Origin of the sequence: Acinetobacter entericus (assembly GCF_026168575.1) — a bacterium.
Lineage (GTDB): Bacteria > Pseudomonadota > Gammaproteobacteria > Pseudomonadales > Moraxellaceae > Acinetobacter > Acinetobacter bouvetii.
Map to the genome: position 1 here is coordinate 1 of NZ_JAPEQW010000021.1, position 25,805 is coordinate 25,805.

Annotated in this window: 28 protein-coding genes; 13 read left to right on the forward strand and 15 right to left on the reverse strand. The window is 42.7% G+C overall.

The features are described 5' to 3' along the window. Window positions 1–341: 341 nt before the first annotated feature. The 4 genes from OKC24_RS14540 to ftsY all read right to left on the reverse strand — a co-directional run bounded on the left by OKC24_RS14540 (window position 342) and on the right by ftsY (window position 3,925). Window positions 342–959 carry a DUF2057 family protein gene (locus OKC24_RS14540; protein ID WP_131275953.1) on the reverse strand — a complete coding sequence of 206 codons (618 nt, stop codon included), beginning with the start codon at window positions 957–959 and terminating at the stop codon, window positions 342–344. 181 nt (window positions 960–1,140) lie between these two features. Next, complete coding sequence (locus tag OKC24_RS14545) at window positions 1,141–1,734, reverse strand: nitroreductase family protein (protein ID WP_130148168.1); 594 nt, start codon at window positions 1,732–1,734, stop codon at window positions 1,141–1,143. A 203-nt stretch (window positions 1,735–1,937) separates the two neighbouring features. Continuing rightward, a complete protein-coding gene (locus OKC24_RS14550) occupies window positions 1,938–2,624 on the reverse strand; it encodes a nitroreductase family protein (RefSeq protein ID WP_416346082.1) in 687 nt (228 codons plus the stop codon). Window positions 2,625–2,818: 194 nt separating this feature from the next. Continuing rightward, window positions 2,819–3,925 carry a signal recognition particle-docking protein FtsY gene (gene ftsY / locus OKC24_RS14555; protein ID WP_130148164.1) on the reverse strand — a complete coding sequence of 369 codons (1,107 nt, stop codon included), beginning with the start codon at window positions 3,923–3,925 and terminating at the stop codon, window positions 2,819–2,821. A 248-nt stretch (window positions 3,926–4,173) separates the two neighbouring features. Between ftsY and OKC24_RS14560 the strand changes: the two genes are divergently transcribed. Together OKC24_RS14560 and OKC24_RS14565 are read left to right on the forward strand one after the other, a co-directional pair. Further along, on the forward strand, window positions 4,174–5,484 hold the full coding sequence (locus tag OKC24_RS14560; RefSeq protein WP_252151867.1) for a M16 family metallopeptidase: 1,311 nt from the start codon (window positions 4,174–4,176) through the stop codon (window positions 5,482–5,484). An 11-nt stretch (window positions 5,485–5,495) separates the two neighbouring features. Continuing rightward, window positions 5,496–7,088 (forward strand): M16 family metallopeptidase, encoded by a 1,593-nt coding sequence (locus OKC24_RS14565; RefSeq protein ID WP_130148160.1) that lies wholly within the window; start codon window positions 5,496–5,498, stop codon window positions 7,086–7,088. A gap of 371 nt (window positions 7,089–7,459) precedes the next feature. On the opposite strand, the gene OKC24_RS14570 is transcribed toward OKC24_RS14565, so the two are convergent. Beyond that, window positions 7,460–7,822 carry a hypothetical protein gene (locus OKC24_RS14570; RefSeq protein WP_130148156.1) on the reverse strand — a complete coding sequence of 121 codons (363 nt, stop codon included), beginning with the start codon at window positions 7,820–7,822 and terminating at the stop codon, window positions 7,460–7,462. Between the two features lie 243 nt (window positions 7,823–8,065). Here OKC24_RS14570 and OKC24_RS14575 point away from each other — a divergent pair, with 243 nt between their 5' ends. The 3 genes from OKC24_RS14575 (at window position 8,066) to OKC24_RS14585 (ending at window position 9,357) form a co-directional block, all read left to right on the forward strand. Next, entirely contained in the window at window positions 8,066–8,299 is a 234-nt protein-coding gene (locus tag OKC24_RS14575) for an SEL1-like repeat protein (RefSeq protein ID WP_005009355.1), read from the forward strand. 140 nt (window positions 8,300–8,439) lie between these two features. Then, window positions 8,440–8,817 carry a DUF2750 domain-containing protein gene (locus OKC24_RS14580; protein ID WP_265465807.1) on the forward strand — a complete coding sequence of 126 codons (378 nt, stop codon included), beginning with the start codon at window positions 8,440–8,442 and terminating at the stop codon, window positions 8,815–8,817. A gap of 108 nt (window positions 8,818–8,925) precedes the next feature. Further along, window positions 8,926–9,357 carry a CBS domain-containing protein gene (locus tag OKC24_RS14585; protein ID WP_005009353.1) on the forward strand — a complete coding sequence of 144 codons (432 nt, stop codon included), beginning with the start codon at window positions 8,926–8,928 and terminating at the stop codon, window positions 9,355–9,357. Window positions 9,358–9,606: 249 nt separating this feature from the next. On the opposite strand, the gene trpB is transcribed toward OKC24_RS14585, so the two are convergent. The 10 genes from trpB to OKC24_RS14635 all read right to left on the reverse strand — a co-directional run bounded on the left by trpB (window position 9,607) and on the right by OKC24_RS14635 (window position 18,090). Beyond that, window positions 9,607–10,815, reverse strand: coding sequence for a tryptophan synthase subunit beta (gene trpB / locus OKC24_RS14590; protein WP_131275801.1), 1,209 nt, complete (start codon window positions 10,813–10,815; stop codon window positions 9,607–9,609). Between the two features lie 124 nt (window positions 10,816–10,939). Further along, complete coding sequence (locus OKC24_RS14595) at window positions 10,940–12,127, reverse strand: vWA domain-containing protein (RefSeq protein ID WP_130148152.1); 1,188 nt, start codon at window positions 12,125–12,127, stop codon at window positions 10,940–10,942. A 195-nt stretch (window positions 12,128–12,322) separates the two neighbouring features. Next, window positions 12,323–12,730 carry a hypothetical protein gene (locus tag OKC24_RS14600; RefSeq protein ID WP_130148150.1) on the reverse strand — a complete coding sequence of 136 codons (408 nt, stop codon included), beginning with the start codon at window positions 12,728–12,730 and terminating at the stop codon, window positions 12,323–12,325. 111 nt (window positions 12,731–12,841) lie between these two features. Next, a complete protein-coding gene (locus tag OKC24_RS14605) occupies window positions 12,842–13,693 on the reverse strand; it encodes an AAA family ATPase (protein ID WP_018572887.1) in 852 nt (283 codons plus the stop codon). 21 nt (window positions 13,694–13,714) lie between these two features. Next, on the reverse strand, window positions 13,715–14,098 hold the full coding sequence (locus OKC24_RS14610; RefSeq protein WP_130148148.1) for a hypothetical protein: 384 nt from the start codon (window positions 14,096–14,098) through the stop codon (window positions 13,715–13,717). Window positions 14,099–14,118: 20 nt separating this feature from the next. Then, entirely contained in the window at window positions 14,119–14,421 is a 303-nt protein-coding gene (locus OKC24_RS14615; RefSeq protein WP_130148146.1) for a YcgL domain-containing protein, read from the reverse strand. Window positions 14,422–14,550: 129 nt separating this feature from the next. Beyond that, window positions 14,551–15,693 (reverse strand): ribonuclease D, encoded by a 1,143-nt coding sequence (locus OKC24_RS14620; protein ID WP_130148144.1) that lies wholly within the window; start codon window positions 15,691–15,693, stop codon window positions 14,551–14,553. 178 nt (window positions 15,694–15,871) lie between these two features. Continuing rightward, window positions 15,872–16,468, reverse strand: coding sequence for a recombination mediator RecR (recR, locus tag OKC24_RS14625; protein ID WP_130148142.1), 597 nt, complete (start codon window positions 16,466–16,468; stop codon window positions 15,872–15,874). A gap of 13 nt (window positions 16,469–16,481) precedes the next feature. After that, the gene (locus OKC24_RS14630) at window positions 16,482–16,811 is read right to left on the reverse strand and encodes a YbaB/EbfC family nucleoid-associated protein (protein ID WP_005009340.1); all 330 of its coding nucleotides are present in this window, start codon (window positions 16,809–16,811) and stop codon (window positions 16,482–16,484) included. Window positions 16,812–16,902: 91 nt separating this feature from the next. Continuing rightward, window positions 16,903–18,090, reverse strand: a complete 1,188-nt coding sequence (locus OKC24_RS14635; RefSeq protein WP_130148140.1) for an O-succinylhomoserine sulfhydrylase — start codon at window positions 18,088–18,090, stop codon at window positions 16,903–16,905. A gap of 141 nt (window positions 18,091–18,231) precedes the next feature. Here OKC24_RS14635 and OKC24_RS14640 point away from each other — a divergent pair, with 141 nt between their 5' ends. The 8 genes from OKC24_RS14640 (at window position 18,232) to cydB (ending at window position 25,779) form a co-directional block, all read left to right on the forward strand. Next, window positions 18,232–19,335 (forward strand): alpha/beta fold hydrolase, encoded by a 1,104-nt coding sequence (locus OKC24_RS14640; RefSeq protein WP_130148138.1) that lies wholly within the window; start codon window positions 18,232–18,234, stop codon window positions 19,333–19,335. Between the two features lie 9 nt (window positions 19,336–19,344). Then, window positions 19,345–20,217 (forward strand): NAD(P)-dependent oxidoreductase, encoded by an 873-nt coding sequence (locus OKC24_RS14645; protein ID WP_130148136.1) that lies wholly within the window; start codon window positions 19,345–19,347, stop codon window positions 20,215–20,217. Between the two features lie 85 nt (window positions 20,218–20,302). Next, on the forward strand, window positions 20,303–20,572 hold the full coding sequence (locus OKC24_RS14650; RefSeq protein WP_005009332.1) for a YARHG domain-containing protein: 270 nt from the start codon (window positions 20,303–20,305) through the stop codon (window positions 20,570–20,572). A 41-nt stretch (window positions 20,573–20,613) separates the two neighbouring features. Then, entirely contained in the window at window positions 20,614–21,036 is a 423-nt protein-coding gene (locus tag OKC24_RS14655; RefSeq protein ID WP_130148134.1) for an HIT family protein, read from the forward strand. Window positions 21,037–21,377: 341 nt separating this feature from the next. Continuing rightward, on the forward strand, window positions 21,378–22,457 hold the full coding sequence (locus OKC24_RS14660) for a porin (protein WP_130148132.1): 1,080 nt from the start codon (window positions 21,378–21,380) through the stop codon (window positions 22,455–22,457). A 402-nt stretch (window positions 22,458–22,859) separates the two neighbouring features. Next, window positions 22,860–23,051: a cytochrome oxidase putative small subunit CydP gene (gene cydP, locus OKC24_RS14665; RefSeq protein WP_005009325.1), complete on the forward strand. Its 192-nt coding sequence runs from the start codon at window positions 22,860–22,862 to the stop codon at window positions 23,049–23,051. Then, window positions 23,051–24,637, forward strand: a complete 1,587-nt coding sequence (locus OKC24_RS14670) for a cytochrome ubiquinol oxidase subunit I (protein ID WP_130148130.1) — start codon at window positions 23,051–23,053, stop codon at window positions 24,635–24,637. The genes cydP and OKC24_RS14670 overlap by 1 nt, the downstream gene beginning before the upstream one ends. Then, window positions 24,634–25,779 carry a cytochrome d ubiquinol oxidase subunit II gene (gene cydB / locus OKC24_RS14675; protein ID WP_005009315.1) on the forward strand — a complete coding sequence of 382 codons (1,146 nt, stop codon included), beginning with the start codon at window positions 24,634–24,636 and terminating at the stop codon, window positions 25,777–25,779. The genes OKC24_RS14670 and cydB overlap by 4 nt, the downstream gene beginning before the upstream one ends. Window positions 25,780–25,805 lie beyond the last annotated feature (26 nt).

A 25,805-nucleotide genomic window follows, 5' to 3' on the forward strand; every position in this document is an offset into this window, starting at 1 on the left:
CACAAGTTGTTCTTCATAATCTCTTAATGATCTTCTTAATACTTCATCAGTATCAAGAACAACACTTAAAAACAGCAACCTTATATCGCGCTTTCCGTGTTGATGGTGGCTATTCTATACATAAAAAAAACTAGCGCAACCCTTTTCCTCATTAATTTCAGAAAAGAACGCTCTAATGTTTATTTTTTAATCTAAAAGAGTATTTTTAGCTTAAAAACATCTATTTTTCTAGTCTTTTTACACTTTCTCACACTTAATTATTAGGAACTTTCTCTCTCACATGAAAAAAGCCAGCAATAGCTGGCTCATTAAAAGTTCACATTACCGCATTGACGGTTATATTAGTTTGACTGTTCGGCGAGCCAAGCCATAAATTTCTGACGTTCAGCCTTAGAAGACCGCTGCCATAAGTGAATCAACGGCTGGCTCTGATTTTCTGAAGCTGATACCGGCTGCACAGCTGCAATTTGATTGGCTGCAGCTTTATCATTGGTCAAGTCAACAGATTTATTATTAAAGAGCCCTTCACTGAACCAATTTCTTTGCTCTGATTTAATACCCGCTTGCTGTACAAGCAGTATATTTTCCTTGTTATAAAGCCCAAAAATAGGCTGATCCTTATATTTTTGCGCTTCATCAAAATCTTGTGGCGCCTGCACCAATGCTAATCGATAGGTTTCGCCATCCACTAAAGCAGGCGTTTTTAATGTAACAATGCCCGATTTAAGAATATCGTGCGAGTTATCGGCATGCTGGAAATACCCAGAATAGCGCACATTGATAATATTTTCTCCAGCTTTAATTTTGTATTGGCTTTTTGCTTGCAATAGGCCGCTGCTGACTTCCTGATTATTGACGGCGACAATTTTAATTTCCTCTGGAACTTTTACTGTCACTGCAGAAAATGCAGTGCTGCTGACCATCAATGCTGAAATTATTGCAGAAACTCTTAAAGGCATAGTACGCCCACTCATTCATTGCTAAGTTGCATGCATACTGCTATGCATGCATGACATTTTGATGACAGCAGCGGTTAGAATATTTTTTACCTTTATTAATCCATTTTGAATGCCATTCTGACAAAAAAAGAGCGCCCAAGCGCTCTTTTTAAATCTTTACAGCAATATTGATGCATTCTAATCAGTTAAAACTTTTAAAACGTTCACTGTTTTCCATAAACGTTTTTTCACCCGTTGGCGCTTCTATTGAACCAAATACCAATTGGGCACGCAGCTTCCAGTTTGCTGGAATATCAAAAGCGGCCGCAGCCTCATCATCAATAATAGGATTATAGTGCTGCAAAGATGCACCAATGTTTTGCTCCGCCAATGCAGTCCAAACTGCAAATTGAGCTATCCCTGTAGAGTGTTCAGACCACACAGGAAAATTATCAGCATACAAAGCAAACTGTTCCTGCAATGCTTTTACCGTATCTTGATCTTCGTAAAAAAGAGCTGTTCCCAAACCCGCTTCAAAGCTGTTGATTTTTGCATCGGTATTTGCAAATGCCTCTGCAGGCACGACTTTACGCAAAGCTTCACGAACCATATTCCAAAATTTTGTGTGCGATGCGCCATATAAAGTGACAACCCGCGATGTTTGCGAGTTGAATGCAGAAGGGCTATGACGCACAGCATCTTGAATGATTTGTTCTATTGCGCTTTGATCCTTCGATACATTTTTGCCAATTGCATAAATGGTACGACGCTGTTTTATTTGGTCTAGAAATGACATATTTAAATCTCGCTCTTGTTTTCAACTGTTTTCATCTAATGAACTCATCATATGCCAAACCATAGACAATCACATGACTAAAACTATGACATAGTGTCTTATATATAGAACAGCTGGCGTAAAAATTACAGCATAATCCCATAGAAACCAAATGCCAAAAACGAACGCCCTATCAGTTCATTTCAAAAAAATTTGATTTATGCTTAAGCATAAACACGGAATTTATCATAATCTTCCTGTTCTTCTTTTTCTGCAGCCTTCTCTTCAATTGACCCAAAGACCAGCTGAGCGCGCATCAACCAATGCGGTGCAATACTGTAATGATCAGCAATAGCGCTATCAATTAACGGATTATAGTGCTGCAATGATGCCCCCATTCCTGAATCCGCCAATGACGTCCACACCGCAAATTGCGCCATGCCTGAGGTTTGCTCTGACCATACTGGAAAATCGGCAGCATTGAATGGCATTTTTTTCTGAAGCTGCTGAATAACTTCCTGATCCTCATAAAACAGCACCGTGCCAAATGCATGCGCACACTGATCAATTTTCATTTCAACACTTTCAAAAATAGCATTCGGCACATTGCGTTTCTGCGCTTCTTTTGCAATATCCCAAAACTGCTGATGGGACTCCCCAAACAGCACAACAATCCGAGTACTCTGTGCGTTAAAGGCGGATGGGCAGCTTCGTACAGATTCCTGAATAAGTTCTGCAATATATGCTTGGCTGAAATGAACTTTTTTTCCCAGTTTGTAAATACTGCGTCTTTTCTTCAGCTGATCGACAAAAGTAATTTCGGTTGAATCATCCTGCTTTCTTTTAAATTTAAAATCTTTGGTCAAATCTGCAGTCAGAACATGACCTATTTTATTTAATAATTCCACCATGATCCCCGAATATTCAAAATTAATAAACAACTCATTATTTGCTTTATTCTAATAAAATTATCCGTCAGTTAATTCGCTTAATCCCTTCTTATGATGTTTTTTAAATCAAACAGTTATAATTAAAAATAAAAAACTCCGCACTTGGCGGAGTTTATGTGACTTATCACACACTACAGCATTTTAAAACAATTGCTCTATTTATCCGTTTCGAATAATGCAGCAACGAAGGATTTGGCTGAGAATGGACGCAAATCGTCAATTTTTTCACCAACACCAATAAAGCGGATCGGCACATGTGTCCGGCTGGCAATATTAAACAAAACCCCGCCTTTGGCTGTACCGTCTAATTTGGTAATAGTAATCCCTGTTAAGCCTACTGCTTCATCAAACATTTCAACCTGATTAATTGCATTCTGACCTGTACCCGCATCTACTACCAGCATGACTTCATGGGGCGCAGTTGCATCAATTTTTTGCATGACGCGTTTTACTTTAGTCAGCTCCTGCATCAGGTGACTTTTATTGTGTAAACGACCTGCAGTATCAGCAATTAATACATCAATACCTTTTGCACGCGCACTTTCAAAAGCATCAAAAATCACAGAAGCGCTGTCTGCTCCGTGACCTTGCGCAACCACAGCAATATTATTGCGCTCACCCCAAATTTGCAGCTGCTCTGTGGCCGCTGCACGGAATGTATCACCCGCAGCCAGCATGACTTTCTTACCTTCGCCCTGCAAACGCTTAGCCAATTTGCCAATTGTGGTGGTTTTGCCTACACCATTTACACCGACAACCAAAATGACATATGGATTTTTGTTTGGATCGATATGCAAAGGCTTTACACGCGGTGCAAGCAAGGCAACCAATTCTTCCTGCAGCGCTTTATACAGAGAATGTGAATAAATCAGATCACCGCGCGCTGTCCGTTCAGTCAAATTTGCAATAATTGTTTTGGTGGCTTCTACACCGATATCCGCCACCAAAAGCTGCTCTTCAACCTCTTCCAGCAATTCATCATCAATTTCTTTACCGCCGATCAGGATATTCACCATGCCGTCTGTAAAGTTTTTGCGGGTTTTCGTCAAGCCATCTTTCATACGGCCAAAGAAACCGCCTTTTGATGGCGCTTCTTCCTGCTGCGGCGCTTCTGATGCTACAGGCTCAGAAACAGCAGCTTGCTCTTTTGGAGTTTCAATAATAGGCACATTGACCGCAGGTAAACTCGGTAATGTGACATCATCATCTCCGATATCAGCATCAATCAAAAAATTATTCTGCCCATTAGATTGCTGTTGCATGCCGAATCCTTGAAAAGCATTGCGTTAAAAAAGCTGATTCTAGCATAAGTTCTTTATTTTTGAGCCTTTCACCGCCGCCCTATCCTCAACACACCAAAAAACAACAACCTGAACTTGCGTTCAAACTGCAGATTCTAAAGAATAGAATAAAATCATGAGCTTTTATTTGGGATTCCATGTCCAAAAATATAATGCGCTGCACACAGTTCAATTTTCAGATTTTATCTGCCGGATTGCTCAGCTTATGTATGCTGAGCGCTAATTTACATGCAGACACCCGCGGCCAGTTAGCTCGAACCACGTTTGAAACCACCCTGAACAATGGCTTAAAAGTCATTATTCGAGAAGACCACCGCTCGCCTATGGTGATGACGCAAATTTGGTACAAAGTGGGCAGCAGTGATGAGTCAGGCAATCTTCTGGGCATTTCTCACACACTTGAGCATATGATGTTCAAAGGCACAAGCAAAGTGCCCAATGATGAATTCACCCGCCTCAGCCGAATTTACGGCGGCAGCATCAATGCCGCTACATTCACCAATTACACCAATTATTACCAGCTCTACCCTAAAACCTATTTTCCGATGGCGCTGGAGCTTGAAGCAGACCGCATGAGTAACCTGCTGCTGCGCCAGCAAGACTTCGAACCTGAAATGAAAGTCGTCATGGAAGAGCGCCGGCTGCGCACCGATGACAGCCCCCGCGCTTTAGCTTTTGAACGCTTCAAATGGATTGCCTATCCTACCAGCCATTACCGGCAACCCGTGATTGGGCACATGAAAAACCTCCAGAACCTTCAGCTGGATGATCTAAAGACATGGTACAGAAAGTGGTATACACCGAATAATGCCGTCTTGGTGATTGTCGGTGACGTTGAATCAGAAGCTGCCCTTCACCAAGTGCAAAAATATTTTGGAGATATCCCTGCCAAGAAAGCGCCGCCCCGCAATGATGTGCTGGAATTTGAACGGGTGGGCTACCGGCACATGGAAATTGAATCCACCGTGCAAGTGCCGAATTTATATATGGCATGGAATGTCCGTTCATTGGCAACCGCCAAAGACCCTCAAGATGCCTATGCCTTAAACATTATCCGCAGCATTTTAGACAGCGGCATTTCTTCACGCTTTCAGGACCGCTTAGTGCGCGACAAAAAGCTGCTGACCGCTATCAGCGCATCTTATGACCCTTACAACCGCGGTGACAGCTTGTTCTCTATCTCAGCTTTGCCGGCAGACGGTGTTTCTCTTCAAGAGGCGCAAAAAGCCATTCAGACAGAAATTGATCTGCTTAGAAATGAACTGGTGGATCCCGCAGAAGTTTCCCGCATCTCCACCCGATTCATTTCCAGCTTAATATACAGTCAGGATGATATTGCAGGCCAAGCCAAAATGATTGGCAATTTAGAGGTTAACGGCTTGAGTTACCGCTTAATGGATGAGCTGCCTAAACATTATGAAAACGTTAGCCCTCAAGATATTCAGCGTGTCGCCAATGCTTACTTTATTAAAGATAATTTAAGCACTTTGTATTTGACCCCTGAAAATAAATCAAAATAATGGACAGCCTCATGTTGCATAAAACCGTCATCATTTTTATCGCCATGCTTGCCTGTTCATCTTCAATTTCTGCTGAACAGACAGACAGCTATTTAAATACCGAACCGGATGTCCATGATAATCCAAGCCAGCTGCAGTCAATTCCCATACTGCAAAGCCTGCGCAATTTAAAACAGCTGGAAACACATGCGCCTTATGTCCACGACTTAAAAAACCGCTATAAGGTGCGCACCTTATTTGTCGAATCTCAAGATTTGCCGATGGTCGATATTCAATTGACCTTCAATGCCGGTTCCGCGCGGGATTTGGAAATCGGCAAAGGCCTATATGGCCTTTCCAATATGGCTGCGGGCCTAATGGATGAAGGAACTGAAAAATTTACAGCCAGTCAAATCGCCAGTGTTTTTGAACAAAGCGGTGCACAATTCAGCATCCAGTCCTATCGAGATATGTTTATTGTCAAGTTAAGAGTGCTTTCAGATCCGCAGAAGCTTGAACCCGCTTTAGCCATGATGATGGAAGTCATCAGCAATGCCGTTTTCAAAAAAAATAGCATTAACATGTCACTGAGCAACTTGCAAACAGGACAAAAACAGCTACAGGAAAGTCCCAGCCGTTTAATGGGCATTCGATTTTATCGTGAAATTTATGGGCAGCATCCTTATGCGGAACCTGTGACGGGCACTAATAGCAGCCTCAAAAAAATAACATCAGAAAATCTTAAGCAGTTTCGAGATAAATTTATTGTGGCGCAAAATATGAATATTGCCATTACTGGCAAACTTACTGCGAAAGAAGCGCTAAAACTGTCAGAAAGAATAGCTGGCAATATTCAGCAAGGGGAACACGCACAGGCTTTACCCAATCCTGAAGAAAAAAACACACTGAATATTGTGCATATGCCATACGACTCTGCGCAGGCGCATGTCATGTTTGGACAAATGGGAACAACTAGAAATGATCCTGACCGTTTAGCACTGGAAATAGGAAATAAGCTGTTTGGCGGCGGCGGATTTAACGCAGTGCTTATGCAAGAACTGCGGGTGAAGCGCGGCTATACTTATAGTGTTTACAGCGCATTCAGTTTCAGCCAGTCGCCAGGCATATTCAGCTTCAGCTATTCAACGCGCCAAGACCAGCTGATCGACAGCATCCGCGTTGCTCACAAAGCATTAACTGATTTTGTGCGGCAGCCCATAAACATCAATCAGCTAAATGAAGTGAAAGCCGGCATGCTGCGGGCCTATCCAAACAGCTACAGCAGCAATGCATCCATTAATGCGCAGCTTGGCCTTTTAGGGTTTTATCAGCACCCTGCAGACTACTTAGACCAATATCCTAAACTGCTTGAGAAAATCACGGCGGAAGATGTACAAAACGCGGTACGCCGTCATTTACACCCTGATCAGCTCACCATCATTGTGGTAAGCAAAGCGCTGGATAAAGCAGAATTAAATGGCATTTTGCAAAGCAACCTGCAGCTAAATACTCCGGTTAATACAGCACCTGCCATAGCGCCTTTGCCTTCTAAGGCTGCTCCTCTGCCAGTGCCGGAAGCTGATGAGCCCTTGCAGTCTCAGCTTGATAAGCATGCATCAGCTTAAGATACTGCCCCATAGTCACTTCATGCTGCTGACTCAAGGCCACGGCTAAATTTTGTGAATCTGGACAGCTTTGCTGTTCAGAAATTATTAGAATATTGTGCATTTTTTGTATGGAAATAGGCCGATTCAAGGCAAGCAAGCCCAAAACAAGGATGAGCGCGATAATAAAACTGACAAATATGTTGTAGACCTGTTCTAGCCCAATTTTTGATTTGAATTGAAGAATTTTTTTTAGGTCAATAGACATACACTACCTCGAATTCAAAGTAGTGTATGACCGCTATTCAATAAGTTCAAGTCAGCCTGTTTATTTCTCATCCAAACCGCCCATTCAATACTGCAGTATTTAGGCAGGACGCTCGGGCCGACAATTAACTGCTCAGGATGCGTTGAATAACCGCGAAGTACAAAATCAGCGCAATGATCGCCATCACAATAATGACTGCAAAAATACTGACCCCGCCTTCTGCATAGGCCGGATGCAATTCATCATCATCCGCAATCCGCAGCAGCTCGCCATTGTACATCTCGTAAAAATCTTCACGCTGCGCAACATCTAATTCACGGGTAAAATCATAAACCCGCTTGCGCTGGGCCAAACCAAAATCCCCCAAATGAATTTCCTGATGAAAAATAGCTTCATCCAGTCTTTGCCGATGCAAATGCGCCAAAGCTACAATTTGTTCTGCCGTAGGAGGCATATCAAAATTCAAACCATCTAAAGTTCTAGTCATCATACTTCTCCTTATTATTAACATCTTCTTATCTAACTATATTAATAAAAATTCAAACTGTTCATTGTTTAATCATGTAAACTAGCAGACATAGAAAATAATTTACATGTTTTGTTGACAATTCAACTTAATTGTAATATTACTTTAATAATACTTAACTATAGTAGTTATTGATAGGTCGAAATAGGCACCTATCTGAAGTAGGCAGATGTAAGCATAATTAGAATAAGGAGTAACTTTAATATGATGCAACAAATCTCTCAACATGACTTAGAGCATGTGTATGCAAATGCAGTAAATACGATTCAATCTCAAATGAACTTTGTAGATGCAGTTGAAGAACTGGAAAGCGCAGCGCGTGCTGGGCATGGTAAAGCGGCATTGTTTCTCGCGGAACTTTATTATCAAGGTTTCCGCGTTGAGCGCGATTCACTCAAAGCGCAGTACTGGCAGAAGATGGCCACATTGCAAGCGTAAACAAACGTCACCTAGGTGGCGTTTTTTAATGCCTGAAGATTGTTAAGCAAACATATTTGCTTACGATTTTCAGCAAAGCTTACACAGTAATTTCATCTGCTTTTTTTACAATAGATCAAACCGCATCAAACAAAGTACCCATGACAAAAATCAATCAATTGCAGCCTATCTCCAAAGAACTTTTTTTTAAAATCACAATTTTAAAGACCATGATGTATTGCGGTGTTTTATGGGGCTTGTACCATGAAGGTTGGGCCATGAGCAAAGATGGGGATGATTTTATTTTTCCATTTTGGCTAAATGGCCTGCAAGCGCATAAATATGCAAAAAAGCACTGGCCGAACTATCAGCCGAAGAAAATCACATCGGCAGATTTTGAACAGTCATTAATGCCGACACTCACACGGTTAAAAGTGACGCCGGCGCTTTATAATGCATACAATCACAAGAAGTTAAAACTGTCGACACAGCTCATGCGCCATTTCTTTTTCTCAGGAAAAACAGCGCACTTTGCATAATATTCACATTATTTATTGAATTGTCAAAATAATGTACGCTGAAGTATTTGCTTTTTTTTGTATTCGCGTTAAGTTAAAGCAAATAATAACTTTAAGGGACACACGATAATGACCACAGTTGCACAAGTTTTACAAGATAAGCCACAGCACGCCATTCATACCATTGCCCCAGATGAAACGGTTTTAAAAGCGATTTCGCTTATGGCGGATAAAGGGATTGGCGCATTGGTCGTGACCCATGAAGATAAAGTAGTCGGCATTCTTTCAGAACGCGACTATACGCGTAAAATAGCCCTGATGGAGCGCACCTCATTCAATACCACTGTCAATGAAATTATGACTGCAAAGGTGCTTACAATTACCCGCACAGCAACTGTAGAAGATTGTCTAGAATTAATGACTGACAAGCATTTGCGCCATTTGCCTGTAGTTGAAAATGAACGCTTAATTGGCCTGATTTCCATTGGCGATTTAGTTAAGGCAGCCATGGAAGATCAAAAGAAACTGATTGATCAGCTGCAGCAATATATTTCAGGCTAGACAGTTAAACGACACACTATAAATCGTTGATTTTCATTAGACATAAAAATCTATTTTATCATTACAATGAGATGACAATGCAACACCAAAATTAAACAAAAGACTTCCAAATAAGGCCTTCATATCCAGAAATTTGGCTTAAAACGGTTAATTCCCTACACTTTTTAAGCCACATCCAAATGACAGCAAAAAAAATATCCCTATAAAAGGGATATTTTTCTAGAAATAAATTGTGTTATCAGGTCAAACTCAATTTAACCCGAGTTTTTCCGCTACATAATCTGCATCTTTATCGCCGCGGCCAGATACATTGACTACGATTTTAATATCTTTGCCAAGTTTAGGCGCTTCACGCAGCGCCCAAGCCACTGCATGCGAACTTTCAAGTGCCGGCACAATGCCTTCTACACGCGACAGCGTCATAAATGCATCCAAACACTCTTGGTCCGTTGCCGTAGTATATTCCACCCGCCCTAAATCTTTCAGCAGGCTATGCTGCGGGCCTACGCCAGGGTAATCCAGCCCAGAAGCAATAGAATGCACTGGCAAAGGCTCACCCTGATCATTCTCCAGCACATAACATGCCATACCGTGAATTTGGCTAGGTTTGCCTAATGTCAATGTTGCAGAGTGCATATCTGTACCCAAACCATGCCCTGCAGGCTCAACCCCAACAAGCTTAACATCCGGATCATTTAAAAATGCCGTAAATGCCCCCAGCGCATTAGAGCCGCCGCCAACACAGGCCACCACATAATCTGGATTTGTACCAAAACGCGCACTGGCTTGTACTTTAATTTCTTCACCGATAATCGCCTGAAAATCCCGCACCATCATTGGAAATGGATGAGGTCCAACCACAGAGCCAATGGCATAAATATAATTTTTCGGATCTTTTAAGTATTCTTCAAAGGCACTGTCTACTGCATCTTTCAGCGTTGCTGTACCGCGCGTCACCGAAATTAAGCGGGCACCCAAAATTTTCATTTTCACAACATTCGGATGTTCTTTTTCGATATCCACTTGCCCCATGTGAATTTCACACGGAATCCCTACCAGCGCACAAGCTGTTGCCAAAGCTACGCCATGCTGCCCTGCGCCTGTTTCTGCAATAACTTTGGTTTTGCCCATATATTTAGCTAACAGCGCCTCACCCAGGCAATGATTAATTTTATGTGCGCCCGTGTGGTTTAAGTCTTCACGCTTTAAATAGATTTGCGCACCGCCTAATTGATCGGTTAAACGCTTAGCAAAAAATAATGGACTTGGACGGCCGACATAGTTGGCAAATAAGTCTTTAAGTTCATCTTGGAATTCTGCTGTATGGCGGATCTGCTCATAGGCTGCATTAATGTCATCCATCGCCTGTTTTAAGTCTGGTGGAATAAACTGGCCGCCATACACGCCAAAAAAACCTTCCCGATTTGGCAATGCGATGCCATTAATTTGATGTTCCATATTAGTTCCCCTGTTTATAAGCGCTTATGCAAAAGACTGCCCTGATACTACCGAATTTTAATCAAATACAACAAGCCAAATTTCAGTTTCTCAGGCAGCAGCCTTTTAGGATATATTCAAGGAGTTAGCGCGCTAAATATTTGGTCATATCTTCAATGCCTTTAAGCGTCATTGGGAACATATGATCTTCAAAAATCTGTTTAATTAAGCCAATGGTCTGCGTGTAATGCCAATAGCTTTCTTCTTCCGGATTCAGCCACGCGGTTTTATCAAAATGCTGACGCAGGCGCTGCAGCCATACATTTCCGGCTTCATCATTCATATATTCGACAGAGCCGCCTGCGGATGTGACTTCATACGGCGCCATACTGGCATCACCGACCACAATCACCCGGTAATCGCGGCCATAGGTATGGAATAAATCCCATGTGTTCATACGCGTATTGGAACGGCGCACGTTATCTTTCCACACATAATCATATAGGCAGTTATGGAAGTAAAAATATTCCAGTGTTTTAAATTCCGTCTTGGCAGCGCTGAACAGTTTTTCGCACTGCGCAATGTGTGAATCCATCGAGCCGCCCACATCAAACAGCATCAGCACTTTAATGCGGTTGCGGCGTTCGGGCACCAGCTGCACATCTAAAATACCCTGCTTGGCTGTTTCACGGATTGTTCCATCAATATCCAGCTCGTCTGCAGCGCCTTGCCGGGCGAACTTGCGCAAACGGCGCAGCGCCATTTGCATTTGACGGCTTCCCAAAATCTGATCATCATCCAGGTTGCGGTATTGACGCTGTTCCCAAACTTTCACCGCAGATTTTTTACGGCCCGGCCCGCCAATACGCACACCTTCAGGATGATCGCCATAAGCGCCAAACGGCGATGTGCCGCCGGTACCGATCATGCGGTTGCCGCCCTGATGCTTTTTATGCTGTTCACGCAAGCGCTCTTCCAGCATTTTCATCAGCTCTTCCAGCGAACCCGCTTTTTTTAATTCTTCACGCTGTTCAGGCGTCAAATGCTTTTCCAGCAATTCCAAATTAAACCAGTCTTTTGGCAGCTTATGCACCTGATTCAGCAGCGCATCCAAATCGAAAGTTGAAATGCCGTCAAAGTAGTCTTTCATCGCGCGGTCAAATTTATCAAAGTAGCGCTCATCTTTGACCATGACAGTCTTGGCCAGCTGATAGAACTCATCCTGATCAGCAAAGACCAAACCCGCCGCTATAGCTTCATTCAAGTCAATCAGTTCACGTGTCGAAACAGGCACGCCGTATTTTCTAAGTGTGTAAAACAATCGCACAAACATAGTCGGATAAAATCCAATAAAAATTAAATATTCGGGAGGTCAAATCAGTTTGACTGCATGTGATCTTGTTATTTCATCTGCAACTGAGCAATGCCTTTTCTAGCCACATTATGAGAAATTGATTTCAGCAAGTAAAGCCTAAAGCATCTACTGGGAATTCAGGCTAATGCATTATCACGCTGCAGCACGTTTAGCTCACTGTTCACAAGGGTAATCCGTCATTTGCAATTCTTGCCGCAGCACCAAATATTTAGCCTGAACAGCGCTTCCTTCCTGGGTTATCTTTTGCGCTGTATACAGCTTGGTAAACCCCTGATTGCGCATATAGCTTTGATACTCGGGAAGTCGGGCATTCACAAATTCATAGAATCTGTTTTCTTGCGCCAAAGAAAGGCATTGCTTTTGTTTTAATAACAATTGCTGCGCTTCATTCAATGTTTTTCCTTCAAGCAGCTGCCTCACCTGATATTCAGCAACCTGCGCCCAATTACTGTCATTCATTATCTGCAAATAGGCTTTCTCAAACTCAGCTTCAGCCTGTGCATAGCCAGATAAAGAAAGTGCCGCCAACATAACAATAATCCTCAGTTGAATAAATTTCATGGCGAATCTGCTTATTTGACGCAAAATTGTGGCCTTTAATTCAAAACAGCTATTCATGGAAGCAAAATAAAAGCTGGACTAGCCAGCTTTTATTTTGTTGCGATGACGCGCTTAACGGCGTGACATAAACGCCAAGCGCTCAAGAAGCTGAACATCCTGCTCATTTTTAATTAATGCGCCATACAGCGGCGGAATAGATTTGGATTTGTCAGTATTGCGCAGAATATCTTCCGGCATATCATCCGCCATCAGCAAGCTCAGCCAATCAATCAGCTCAGATGTTGAAGGCGGCTTTTTCAAGCCAGGAATCTGGCGCAGTTTAAAGAAAATTTGCAACGCTTCAGACACCAGCGTATTTGAAATATTTTCAAAATGCACATTAATAATTTCGCGCATGGTCGCTTCATCAGGAAACTCAATATAATGAAAAAAGCAGCGGCGCAAAAATGCATCCGGCAATTCTTTTTCATTATTTGAAGTAATAATCACAATTGGCCGCTGAACTGCAGTAATCGTTTCACCTGTTTCATATACATAAAACGACATTTTGTCGAGTTCATGCAGCAAGTCATTTGGAAACTCAATGTCCGCTTTGTCAATTTCATCAATCAGCAAGACACAGCGCTCTTCACTGGTAAATGCTTCCCACAATTTTCCTGGCTTGATGTAATTTTTAATATCATAAACACGGTCATCGCCCAGCTGACTGTCACGCAGGCGCGATACGGCATCATATTCATACAAGCCTTGCTGTGCTTTGGTTGTCGATTTAATGTGCCATGTAATCAGCTTAAGGCCTAAACTTTCAGCAACCTGTTCAGCCAATAACGTTTTACCCGTGCCCGGCTCGCCTTTCACCAAAAGCGGTTTTTGCAGGCTGCGGGCTGCTTTCACAGCAAGTTTAAGACTATCAGTCGCAATGTACTGATCTGTACCAGAAAAATGTTGAGCATCAACAGACATACGAACCCTTATTTTTTTACTTTAAAGTGGTGAACTTTTTTTGTTAAGTGAGATCTGCGCTTTGTTTGCATTGAACTTTGACCAGAAATAGCCAATAACAAAACCAATGCCGACAACAAATAGAATTAAAGACAGATTGGTCCAAACCAAAGGCTGATCCTTGGTCAACAAGCCAAACAGCAGGCCAAAAATTGCTGGCGCAATCGATGCATTACTGCCTTCAGAGACCGTTGGTGTCAATAAAACAGCAAAAATGATAATCCAGCTAATACTGCCAAAAAATTTTGGCAAGCGTTTCGCTATTGAATACCAGCTTGCCAAAATAATCAGGCTTCCTAAAAGATAAACCGTGATTGCAATGCTATCTTCAGGAATTGAGTCCAATACAGCCCATAAACTATTCATTTCACAACTCCTGAAAGGATTTATGCACCGCGCAAGCCTTCTGGCGCAGCTGCATTAGGATTAATCAAGCCTTCCGGCGGCATTTGCAAGAAAAAGCCTTTGGTTTCTAAGGAGTCAATGACATGCATAACGTTGACACGCGCCAATTTACGCGCTTCACTGAGTTCCAAATGCATTACAAATGTTGCGCGGCCAAAAGCAACACGAACAGGCTCAGCCAATACTTCTAAAGGATTGAAATCTTCGGCTTCATTTTCAGCAGGACGGGCAACATAAAGATACATTTCATCTTTTTTGCTCGATTTGTAAATAGAACAATGCATTTTGAATCGGTACTCATAAAACTCAATGCAAAGGATACATCAAAAAAAAGACCGATACATTAATGTTTATTAACGCATCAGTCGTGAATTTGTATAAATGCTAAATCTTTAATCAATCAAATGCGGTTTTTATTCAACTACTTTCATTTGCATCGATAAATAGGATTCATCCGAATGCAGCACGTCAATCAGCGGCTTAGACAGCAAATCATAGCGCCAGCCCAGCAGATACCCTGGCAAATCCTGCTCATCATTATGAAACACCACATGCTGATACAGCGCATTCAGCCATTTTTTACGCATCAGCACTTCTTTCGGCACTGCTGTTTCCTCTGAAACATTGGCAATGACTGATTCCACCCGATCGGCAATATCTTTAGATGAATGACGGATTGGGCGCGCCATGCGCAGCGGCCATTCATCCTGCTCAGGCAGGAATTTAAGCAGATCTAAAATAGTCTTGCCGTGTTCCCGCACAATATTAGGACGAATGCCTTTTACCGCGCTGAGCTGGAAATGATTTCGAGGGTTTTTTTCAACTAAATCCAGCATCGTTGCATTTTTAAGGATAAAACTGCGCGGCTGATTCAATGCCTTGACCATTTGTTCACGCCATACGGCCAGCTGCTGCAGCTGCATGAGCTGCTTGCGTGAATTCCGATAATTGCCGACATCATGATAAAGCATCGCCATTGGCGTTTCCTGACCAATTTCATGCGTTAAATTCCGGCAGTCTTCCAGCGCGCAATCAAGCAAATGCTTTCCGGATAATTCAGCTTTTACCTTTTCTGACAGCTGCATAATGTATTCAACATCATTCGCTGCATACATCAGCTGCTCAGGGCTTAATGGACGCGCCAGCCAGTCTGAACGGGTTTGATCTTTTTCAATATCCACATCCAGCATCGTTTTCAGCGCATTTTGATAACTGACTTGCAAACCATGTCCCAAGAAAGACATGCCTACCTGCGTATCAAAGACATTCTTCAGCGTTTTTTGCTGCGCATAATGGTAGATTAAATCAATATCTTCACTGCAAGCATGGAAAATATTTTGCTGCGCATTAAACAGTTTATTCCAAAACTCGGATAAGTCTAAAGCTGCGCCATCAAGCAAATACACTTTTCCACTAATATTTATTTGAAAAACGCCTAATTTGGGCCACAATGTATCCACCTTGATAAATTCGGTGTCCAGTCCATAAATGGAGCTTTGATCCATAAGGTTGAGTACATTTTGCAGGTCTTGCTGCTGATGGATAAATTGATACATAAATGCTTGAGGCTATTGCTAGAGGCTCTTTTCGGCTATATTAACCGATATCTTATAATTATCGATAAAAAATAAAATATATTCACTATATCTTTTCGATTATAGTTGTTTTTCAAAATCAAAATACCATTTAGTCATATAAAAAAGCTATTAATAAATGATATTTTGAGATTCAATCTTACTTCATGCGCATGCGGTTGTGCACTGCTTGGCTTAAAGTATGGCTGTCGACATACTCCAACTCTCCGCCCTGCGGAACACCTTGCGCAATCCGAGTCATCTGCACGGGCAAATGCTTGGCTGCTTCTACAATATAATGCGCTGTCGCTTGCCCTTCTACAGTTGCATTAGTGGCGAGGATGACTTCTTTGACCTTGCCGTCAGCTAAGCGCTGCAGCAGATACGGAATGCCGATTTCATCGGGGCCAATGCCATCAAGCGGAGACAAGTGCCCGCCAAGCACATGATATTTGCCGCGGAAACTGCCGCTTTGCTCTATGGCCATCACATCTGCTGGAGACTCAACCAAGCAAAGGATTTGCTCATCACGCTCATGTGATAGGCAAATATTGCAGACCTCATCTTCAGTCAATGAATGGCAAATTGAGCATTCATGAATGTAGCTGGTGGCTTCGTTCAGCGCATGCGCTAAACCAATTGCACCCTCTTTATTTTTCATGATTAAGTGCAGCGCCATACGCTGAGCCGATTTTGGCCCAACGCTTGGCAAAATACGCAATGCTTGAACCAGCTGATCAAAACGATCACTAAACATGCACTGCTGTTCCTTAGAATAAGCCGGCAAGGCCTGGCGGCAAACCCATGCCAGAATTTGCTGACTTCATGCGCTCTTCTGAAATTGCTTCAGCTTGACGCGCAGCATCATTCATTGCAGCAGCAATCAAATCTTCAATCATGTCTGCATCGTCTTGAAGCAATTCAGGGCTGATTTCAATGCGTTTGACCACATTGCGGCAAGTCATGGTCACTTTAACCAAACCGCCGCCTGCTTCCGCATGCACTTCAGTTTGAGCAAGTTCTTCTTTTGCCTTTTTGGCATTGCTTTCGACTTCTTTCTGCATGCGCTGCGCTTGCTGCATCAACATGTTAATGTTCATAAAATACTCCGAACACAAAATCTTTTAGTGCCTGAGTTCTGCTCACGGCAATGAACTCAGGCTGGATCATTTAAAGCTGAATGAATTTGAATTAAATCAAATCTAAACCGCGGGAAATATCGCGAATAATATCATCAATATCTTCTAAACCAACAGACACGCGGATTAAACCTTCAGAAATTCCCGCAGCTTGTTTTGCTTCAGCTGACATTCTGCCGTGTGATGTGGTTGCCGGATGGGTAATTGTTGATTTTACATCGCCTAAATTACTGGTGATTGACAGGAAGCGGGTATTGTCGATCACTGTCCACGCACCTTCACGTTCACCTTTTACCACAAAAGAGACTACGCCGCCAAAACCAGACTGCTGTTTTTTCGCCAGCTCATGTCCAGCGTGATTCGGCAGGCCCGCATAGTAAACTTTTTCCACTTTTGGATGCGCATCCAGCCATTCTGCCAATTTCTGCGCGCTCGCGCAGTGCGCTTTCATGCGCAGGCTCAGCGTTTCCAGGCCTTTTAAGAAAATCCAAGCATTGAATGGGCTCATTGAATTGCCGAGTGTACGAATTACACCGGTAATTTCTTCCATCAATTTTGCGCTGCCCACCACTGCGCCGCCCAATGCACGGCCTTGACCATCGATGTATTTTGTAGATGAATACACGATTAAATCCGCACCAAATTTAAGCGGCTGCTGCAAAACGGAGGTACAAAAAGTATTATCAACCGCAAATAATGCGCCCTGCGCATGCGCAATATCCGCAATAGCTTGGATGTCGCCCACCTGAGCCAAAGGATTAGATGGTGTTTCAATAAACAAAAGGCGTGTATTTGGACGAACCGCTTTTTTCCAGCCATCTAAATCTTCTAAATCAACAAAAGTGACCTCTACGCCAAATTTAATGACATATTTTTCAAAGAGAGAAATGATCGAACCAAATACTGCGCGTGAACACACCACATGGTCACCGGCTTTCAAGTAAGCCAAAGTAATCGCATGCACGCCCGCCATGCCCGAACTGGTTGCTACAGCAGCTTCAGCGCCATCTAATACAGCAAGACGTTTTTCAAATGCTTGCACAGTTGGATTGGTATAGCGTGAATAAGTATTTCCTTCGATTTGTCCTGAAAACTTAGCAGCCGCATCCGCAGCGCTTTCACAGACAAACGATGACGTTAAGAAAATTGGTTCACTGTGCTCGCCTTCAAAAGTGCGTGTATGGCCGGTACGAATCGCTAAAGTATCGAGCTGGTATTCAATGTCGTCTTGTTGGCTCATCAGCATTACTCAGTCTTATGACTGCCTTTTGTTAATAATTGCCAATATTTTGAGCGTCTAAGCTATTTCAGGTCAAGGCATAATAAGCAAATATCGCTTAGACTTCGATCAAACCTGCAAAAACATAGGTCAATTACAATCATGCATCCATTAAAAAAAAGACTTTTAAGCCAGCAAAAAAAGCTGAAACACCTGTCTACACGTGTTTTCAATGCGAAATCGCTGGTGCTGTCACAAAGCAACCCTTATGAAGTAATTGAAGAATATAAATATTGCCGCATCCGCTTTTATGCGTCACCCAATAAAAAATACGCAGAACCGCTGGTCTTTGTTGCACCGCTGGCTATCAATATGGCGATTTATGACCTGTATCCATACCGCTCTTTGGTTAAGCATTTTCAGCACAGCGGTTTTGACGTGTATTTGCTGGAATGGACTAAGCTGAATTATCAGGACCGCTTTCTGAATTTCCTGTCTTTTATTAATGATGCTATTCCGCATTGCATAGACACGATCAGCCAGCATGCCAACAGCAAATATATTTCCCTGCACGGCTGGAGCATGGCAGGCGTTTTTGTCACGCTCTATACCGCACTGCATCAGCCTGAACATGTCAAAAACCTGATTGTGGTGGGCAGCCCAATTGACAGTTATGCGTCTGGGCGTGTCGGAAAACTTTTTCAAAACGTCAATAAGCTTGTATCACGGAGCAAATCTGTGCGGGATACCATTTACACTGGGCAAATCCCTAAACGCATGATCCATACCCCCGGCCTGCTGAATGCGCTGGGTTTTAAAATTTTAGATCCTAAAGGCTGGATTGACAGTCAAAGGCAGTTTTTATCCAACTTGTCCGACACCCGCACGGTCTATGAACATGCCACCATGGGCGATTTTCTGAATAATATGATTGACTACCCGGGCGGCATCAATCAGGACATGGTGCTGAACCTTTGGCTGCAAAACCCGTTAAAACAAGGTGTTATTCAATTAAAAGATAAAGTTATCAAATTAAAAAATATCAACTGCTCTTTGTTGATTGGCGCAGGCTCCAGCGATCAGATTGTAACAGCCGAAGCTATTCAGCCCTTAGGTGAATTGACAAGCAGTCAAGATGTCACGTTTACTCTCATTCCAGGCGGGCATTTGGGCTTAATGTCCAGTCAGAAAAGCGCCGCTGAATTTTGGCCAAAACTGACTGCTTGGCTAGTACAAAGATCGACATTATTAGAAACACACAATTAGGGTTTAATCATGATTCAATCAGTTGCATTCATCGGCTTGGGCGCAATGGGCTACCGCATGGCCGCGCATTTGCCTAAACACTTTGACAGCGTTTATGTCTGGAACCGAAATTTCGACAAGGCGAAACAGCATGCAGCTGAGTACGGCACACAGGCTGTAGAGTTAAATCAGGCAGTACAGGCCGATGTTATTTTTTCCTGCCTGCCGACCAGCGCCGACGTAGAAGCGCTGATCAGCACCTTAAGCATCAAATCTGGCGCAATTTGGGTAGACTGCACCAGCGGTGTGCCTGAATCAGCTCAGAAGCTGGCAGCCGCGCTCAAAGCGCAAAATATTGATTATCTGGATGCACCCGTCAGCGGGCAAACTATTGGCGCTGAAAATGCCACATTAACCGTCATGGCGGGCGGTAATGCCGAAGCCTTTGAAAAGGCCCTGCCTGCCATGCAGGCTGTGGGTAAATTAATTAAGCATGTGGGTGCATCCGGCGCAGGCTTTGCAGTCAAAGCTGTAAACAACATGTTAATGGCTGTAAATCTTTGTGCCGCCGCCGAAGGCGCTTTGACATTGAAAGCCCACGGTGTAAATCTCACAGAAGCATTAGACTGCATCAATGCATCCAGCGGCAAAAGCAATGCCACAGAAACTATTTTGCCGCAGCGCGTGATCAACCGCACATTTCCGCTCACCTTTGCCCTGCCGCTATTAGCCAAAGATACAGGGATTGCTGTAGACTTGGTCCGTCAGGCCAAACTGTCTGCGCCGATCATTGGATTAACTCAAAGCCTAATTCAGGCTGCCAGCGATACCGCTGCGCCAAACAGTGATTTTTCCACTGCTGTAAAAATGTACGAATCATGGAGTAAAATTACAATCGAGTAATAAGCCGCCATTGAATAATCATAATGAAACCTAATATTGTGATGATATGGTCATACATATTGTTACAGGTACAGAGGAAACTCGCATGAACAAATTTACTGTTGCCGCTCTGATCAGTGCAGTAACTTTTATTGGGGCATCTTCAACCGCATTTGCTTCTGAACAGGAATGCCAAAAGCTGAAGAATGACCATGATGTAATTTACGCGTCTAAAGGCTTCTGTTTTAAAGATCCTGAGGCCAAGGCAAAATTTGGCAATGACAATTGCTATACAACCAAGCCTAAATTCTCAGAAAAAGAACAGCAGCGGCTTGACGCCATCAAGGAACGTCAGAAAGAATTGAACTGCAAATAACTGAACACAATTCAATTCACTCACGCTTAAGGAATTTAGCCATGGCTTATGATGACCAAAACATTTTTGCAAGAATTTTACGCGGTGAACTTCCGGCAATTAAAGTCTATGAAGATGACCAAGTGCTTGCATTTATGGACATAATGCCGCAGGCAGAAGGCCATACGCTGGTTATTCCAAAAGATCCGGCTGTCACATTGCTCGATTTGGCGCCAGAAGCTGCAGCCTATACCATTCAAATTGTGCAAAAAGTTGCGCAAGCCATGGAAACTGCGCTTGGCGTTAAAGGCATTGTACTCATGCAGCTGTCTGGCACTGTCGCAGGCCAAACTGTGCCCCATGTGCATTTTCACTTGATTCCAACCAATGTCCATGAACTTGGCAAGCATGCAGCGACTATGGGCGACCAAGAAAAAATTAAAGCGCAGGCAGAACTCATTAAAGCGGCCTTGGCTGCGGCATGAAATTGAACTGATTTTGCATGCAATTCAAATGGAGCTTCGGCTCCATTTTTTTTGCACTGAAAATTACAGATCAGACTTAATCTGACATTTTATATAATCATGGCCGCCGCAAAAAAACACTCTGCACGCTTCCTAAGCGCTCGTTTAATAAAAGCTTTTCTTTTAAACATTATGAAACATACTCAATAACCCACTGATTAATTTTAATATTTTTGAAATATTTCCTTAATATAAATGACTTATTTGTAATGAATACTTAGCGCCATTAGATAGCGAAATTATTTTTAGCAAAGCTACTGATAAATCGAATTGATAAAACGCAAGTCTTTATGGAGCTGCAAATGAAAAAAACACTCTGTGCATTAGCAATCGGGGCAACTATCCTTACACCGATAATGGCATCTGCTGCTGATGTCAAAATTTATGGCCGTGCACATGTTTCTTTAGACTATTTAGACGATGGCAAAGACTACAATGAAGTTGGTTTATCATCTAACTCATCACGACTCGGCTTTAAAGTTGATCAAAAAATTAATGATGACTTAAATGTTTTCGCACAAATTGAACAAGAAATTAACTTTGCCAGCGGCTCTAAAGACAGCAATGGCGTTAACTTTTCAACCCGTGATACCTTTGTTGGCTTAAAGAGCGGCACATATGGCCAGGCGCGTGTAGGCCGTTTTGACAGCCCGTTTAAAGCGGCCCGCGGCCCAGTCAATTTCTTTGGCGACATGGTCGGTGATGTGCGCAATGTAACACGCGTTGGCAACTTGAAGTTTGATGAACGCAATGAAAACACCATTGAATATAAATCACCAAAATTTGGCGGCGGTTTTAACGTATTAGCCGCAATGTCGATGCATTCGGGCACTCAAATTGCTCAGGATGCAAATGGTGAAGGCGTTGACGACAACAAAGCCTATGACTTAGCGCTCACTTATAACGCTGGGCGTATCGATGCTGCAGCTGCATATGAAAAATATGATGAAAATGCAGCGAATGCGGCAGGCGGCGCAAGCCGTGATGCGTTCCGTATTGCCGGCGCATATAAATTTACTGATGCATTCAATCTGGGCGCCATGTATCAAATCGCAAAACACGATAACGATACAGCCAATCCAGACGCGCAAGTATTTGGTTTAGCGGGTGAATACAAAATCACGCCAAAAACATCAGTACGCGGTGAATATTTCTACCGTGATGTCGATGCGGATGATGCCAATGCCAGCTTAATCGGTGTAGGTGTTGAACACAAACTGGACAGCACTTTGCGCGTATATGGCAACCTGGCAACAGTGTTGAATGATAAAAACTCTAAGCTTAACCCTTGGAAAGAAGGCCGCAGTTTTGGCAACACAATCAGCGGTGTTGCAGATGAAAACTCAACGGCTCTGTCTCTAGGCTTGCGTTACGATTTCTAAGCCTAGAAACAAACTCCCCCTACACAAAGGAATATGCGCGCATGTTCCTTTTTTTTATTTGCAATACTCTGATTGTTTTTTGAACTATTTTGTGATTTTATAAAGTATCAATACATTATCAAGAAAGCATTAATACCCAATTAAAATAGTCGGATTAAATATATTTATATCCACACCAGCCATTAAACATAAGTAAAATGGTCGGAATTATTTATTATATACAAGCGTTTTAATCAACATTATAAACAGCGGTATTCAGTTTTAATTTTACCCAAAATGCATTTTAAATTATTGTTTTAAATCACTTTAATAATATATTTTTATTTTAACTGTTTAACCTATTTATTTTTAGTAAACTTTTGTCAATAATAGGTCATGAGTTTAAAACATAGGCTTATCACTATGAGCTTAGTCCCCAAAGATATTAACCGGCGTTCAGTCATTGAAATCACCGCTATTTTAATCATTAAAGTGGCAATTTTACTCACCATCAAACACATCTGGTTTGATGCGCCGACAATTCCCAAAGATTTTGATAACCAAGTTGCTGAGCATATCGCTGGCAGTCCTTCCCAAATCAAGGAGACACGTTGATGATTTCTGAAAGCGTGGTCGATTTATCACGGTTCCAATTTGCAATGACCGCGATGTATCACTTTATATTTGTACCACTTACTCTAGGTCTGGCTTTTATTCTTGCCATTATGGAAACCACATATGTGATTTCCGGTAAAGAAATCTATAAAGACATGACCAAATTCTGGGGCAAACTTTTCGGTATTAACTTTGCCTTAGGTGTAACCACTGGTCTGACCATGGAATTCCAGTTCGGTACAAACTGGGCGTACTACTCTCACTATGTGGGTGATATTTTTGGTGCGCCGCTTGCCATTGAAGGATTGATGGCATTCTTTCTAGAATCAACTTTTATTGGTTTATTCTTCTTTGGCTGGGATCGCCTTTCAAAAGTTCAGCATTTAAGCGTGACATGGTTAGTTGCACTGGGTTCGAATCTATCTGCATTATGGATTTTAGTTGCCAATGGCTGGATGCAAAACCCAGTTGGTTCAGAATTTAATTTTGAAACCATGCGTATGGAGCTTGTCGATTTTGGCGCTTTGATTTTTAACCCAGTTGCTCAAGTGAAATTTGTTCACACTGTGTCTGCGGGTTATGTCACTGGGGCAATCTTTGTTTTAGCCATTTCAAGCTATTACTTATTGAAAAAACGTGATTTACCATTTGCGCGCCGCTCTTTTGCCATCGCTGCAATCTTTGGTTTAGCGTCTACGCTTTCTGTGATCTTACTTGGTGATGAATCTGGTTATGAGCTTGGTGATGTTCAAAAGACTAAACTGGCTGCCATTGAATCTGAATGGGAAACTCACCCTGCACCTGCACCGTTTACCTTATTTGGCATTCCAAATCAGGAAGAACAACGCACTGACTATGCCATAAAAATCCCATATGTCATGGGCATTATTGCCACACGCTCATTAGATAAAGAAGTCACAGGTCTTAAAGATTTGATGGTTCAACATGAGGCGCGCATCCGTAATGGTATGGTGGCATATAGCGAACTCGAAAAACTTCGCGCCGGCGACCGTTCTCCTGAACTTATGGCGTCATTTAAAGAAAACCAAAAAGATTTAGGCTATGGCTTGCTTCTTAAAAAATATACTGAGAATGTAACTGATGCTTCTGAAGCGCATATTCAAGCAGCAACAAAAGACACGATTCCAAATGTAACCGCATTGTTCTTCTCTTTCCGTGCAATGGTGGCTTCTGGTTTCTTAATGCTCCTTCTGTTTATCCTGGCAACTTTTGCTGTGGCAAAACGTAATGCAGAAAATAAACCATGGTTGCTTAAGTTTGCACTATTTGCCCTGCCTTTACCTTGGATTGCAGCGCAAACTGGCTGGTATGTGGCTGAAGGCGGCCGTCAGCCATGGACAATTGGTGAAGTGCTGCCTACACACCTTTCGGCATCTAGTTTGAGCACTGGCGATGTATGGGGCTCAATCATCGCATTGGCAGCGTTCTATACTGTGCTGTTGATTATTGAAATGTATTTAATGATCAAATTCTCACGCTTAGGACCAAGTTCGTTACATACTGGTAAATATCACTTCGAGAAACTTGAAGCTCAGCAAGCTCAAGCTGGGGAGAATCAATCATGATCGAATATGAACTTCTCAAAATTATCTGGTGGGTTTTAGTCGGCGTTTTACTGATTGGCTTCGCCCTCACAGATGGTTTCGATATGGGCTCAATGGCATTGATGCCATTTGTAGGTAAAACTGATGACGAACGCCGCGCTGCAATTAACACCATTGCACCGCATTGGGAAGGCAACCAAGTTTGGTTCGTGACCGCTGGCGGCGCACTCTTTGCCGCTTGGCCAATGGTTTACGCAACAGCCTTCTCTGGCATGTACTGGGCACTGTTATTGGTCTTATTTGCACTCTTCCTGAGACCCGTAGGCTTTGACTACCGTTCTAAACTTCAAAATACCCAATGGCGTAACTCTTGGGATTGGGGTTTATGCATTGGCGGCGCTGTACCTGCGCTAGTCTTCGGTGTTGCCTTTGGCAATATGTTCCTGGGCGTCCCTTTTACCTTAGACGAAACTGTACGATCAACATATACAGGCAGCTTCTTTGCGCTGCTTAATCCATTTGCTTTAGTTTGCGGTCTCGTGAGTTTATCAATGCTTTGCGCACATGGCGGCGCTTGGCTGATGCTTCGTACTGACGGTGTGTTACGTCAGCGCTCTGCAAAAGCGACTCAGCTGATGGGTGCAATCTTCTTAGTGTGCTTCTTGGGCGCAGGCGCTTGGTTATATTTTGGCGGCATCGAAGGCTATACTTTGGTACAGCCATTTAATACCAATGCTGTTGCAAATCCATTAGCAAAAGAAGTTTTAACTACAGGCAACCATGGTTGGATGAATAACTATTCAATTTACCCAATCACAATGCTTGCGCCTATTTCTGCAATTCTTGGCGCAATCCTCATTATCTTTGGCGCTGGTAAAAACAAAGCGGGTGTAAGCTTTACAGGTTCTACCTTAGCGGTGACTGGTTCAATTTTAACTGCAGGTTTTGCACTGTTCCCATTCTTGATGCCATCAAGTATCAACCCAACTGTAAGCTTGACCATGTGGGATGCTGTTTCAAGTAAAAATACCTTGACTGTAATGACTGTGGTTGCTTCTATATTTGTACCGCTGATTTTAATCTATACCACATGGTGTTATTACAAAATGTGGGGCGTTATTACCAACAAACATGTTCAAGACAACTCACACAGCCTGTACTAAGGCTGTGTCTAAGCAAATAGGAGAAT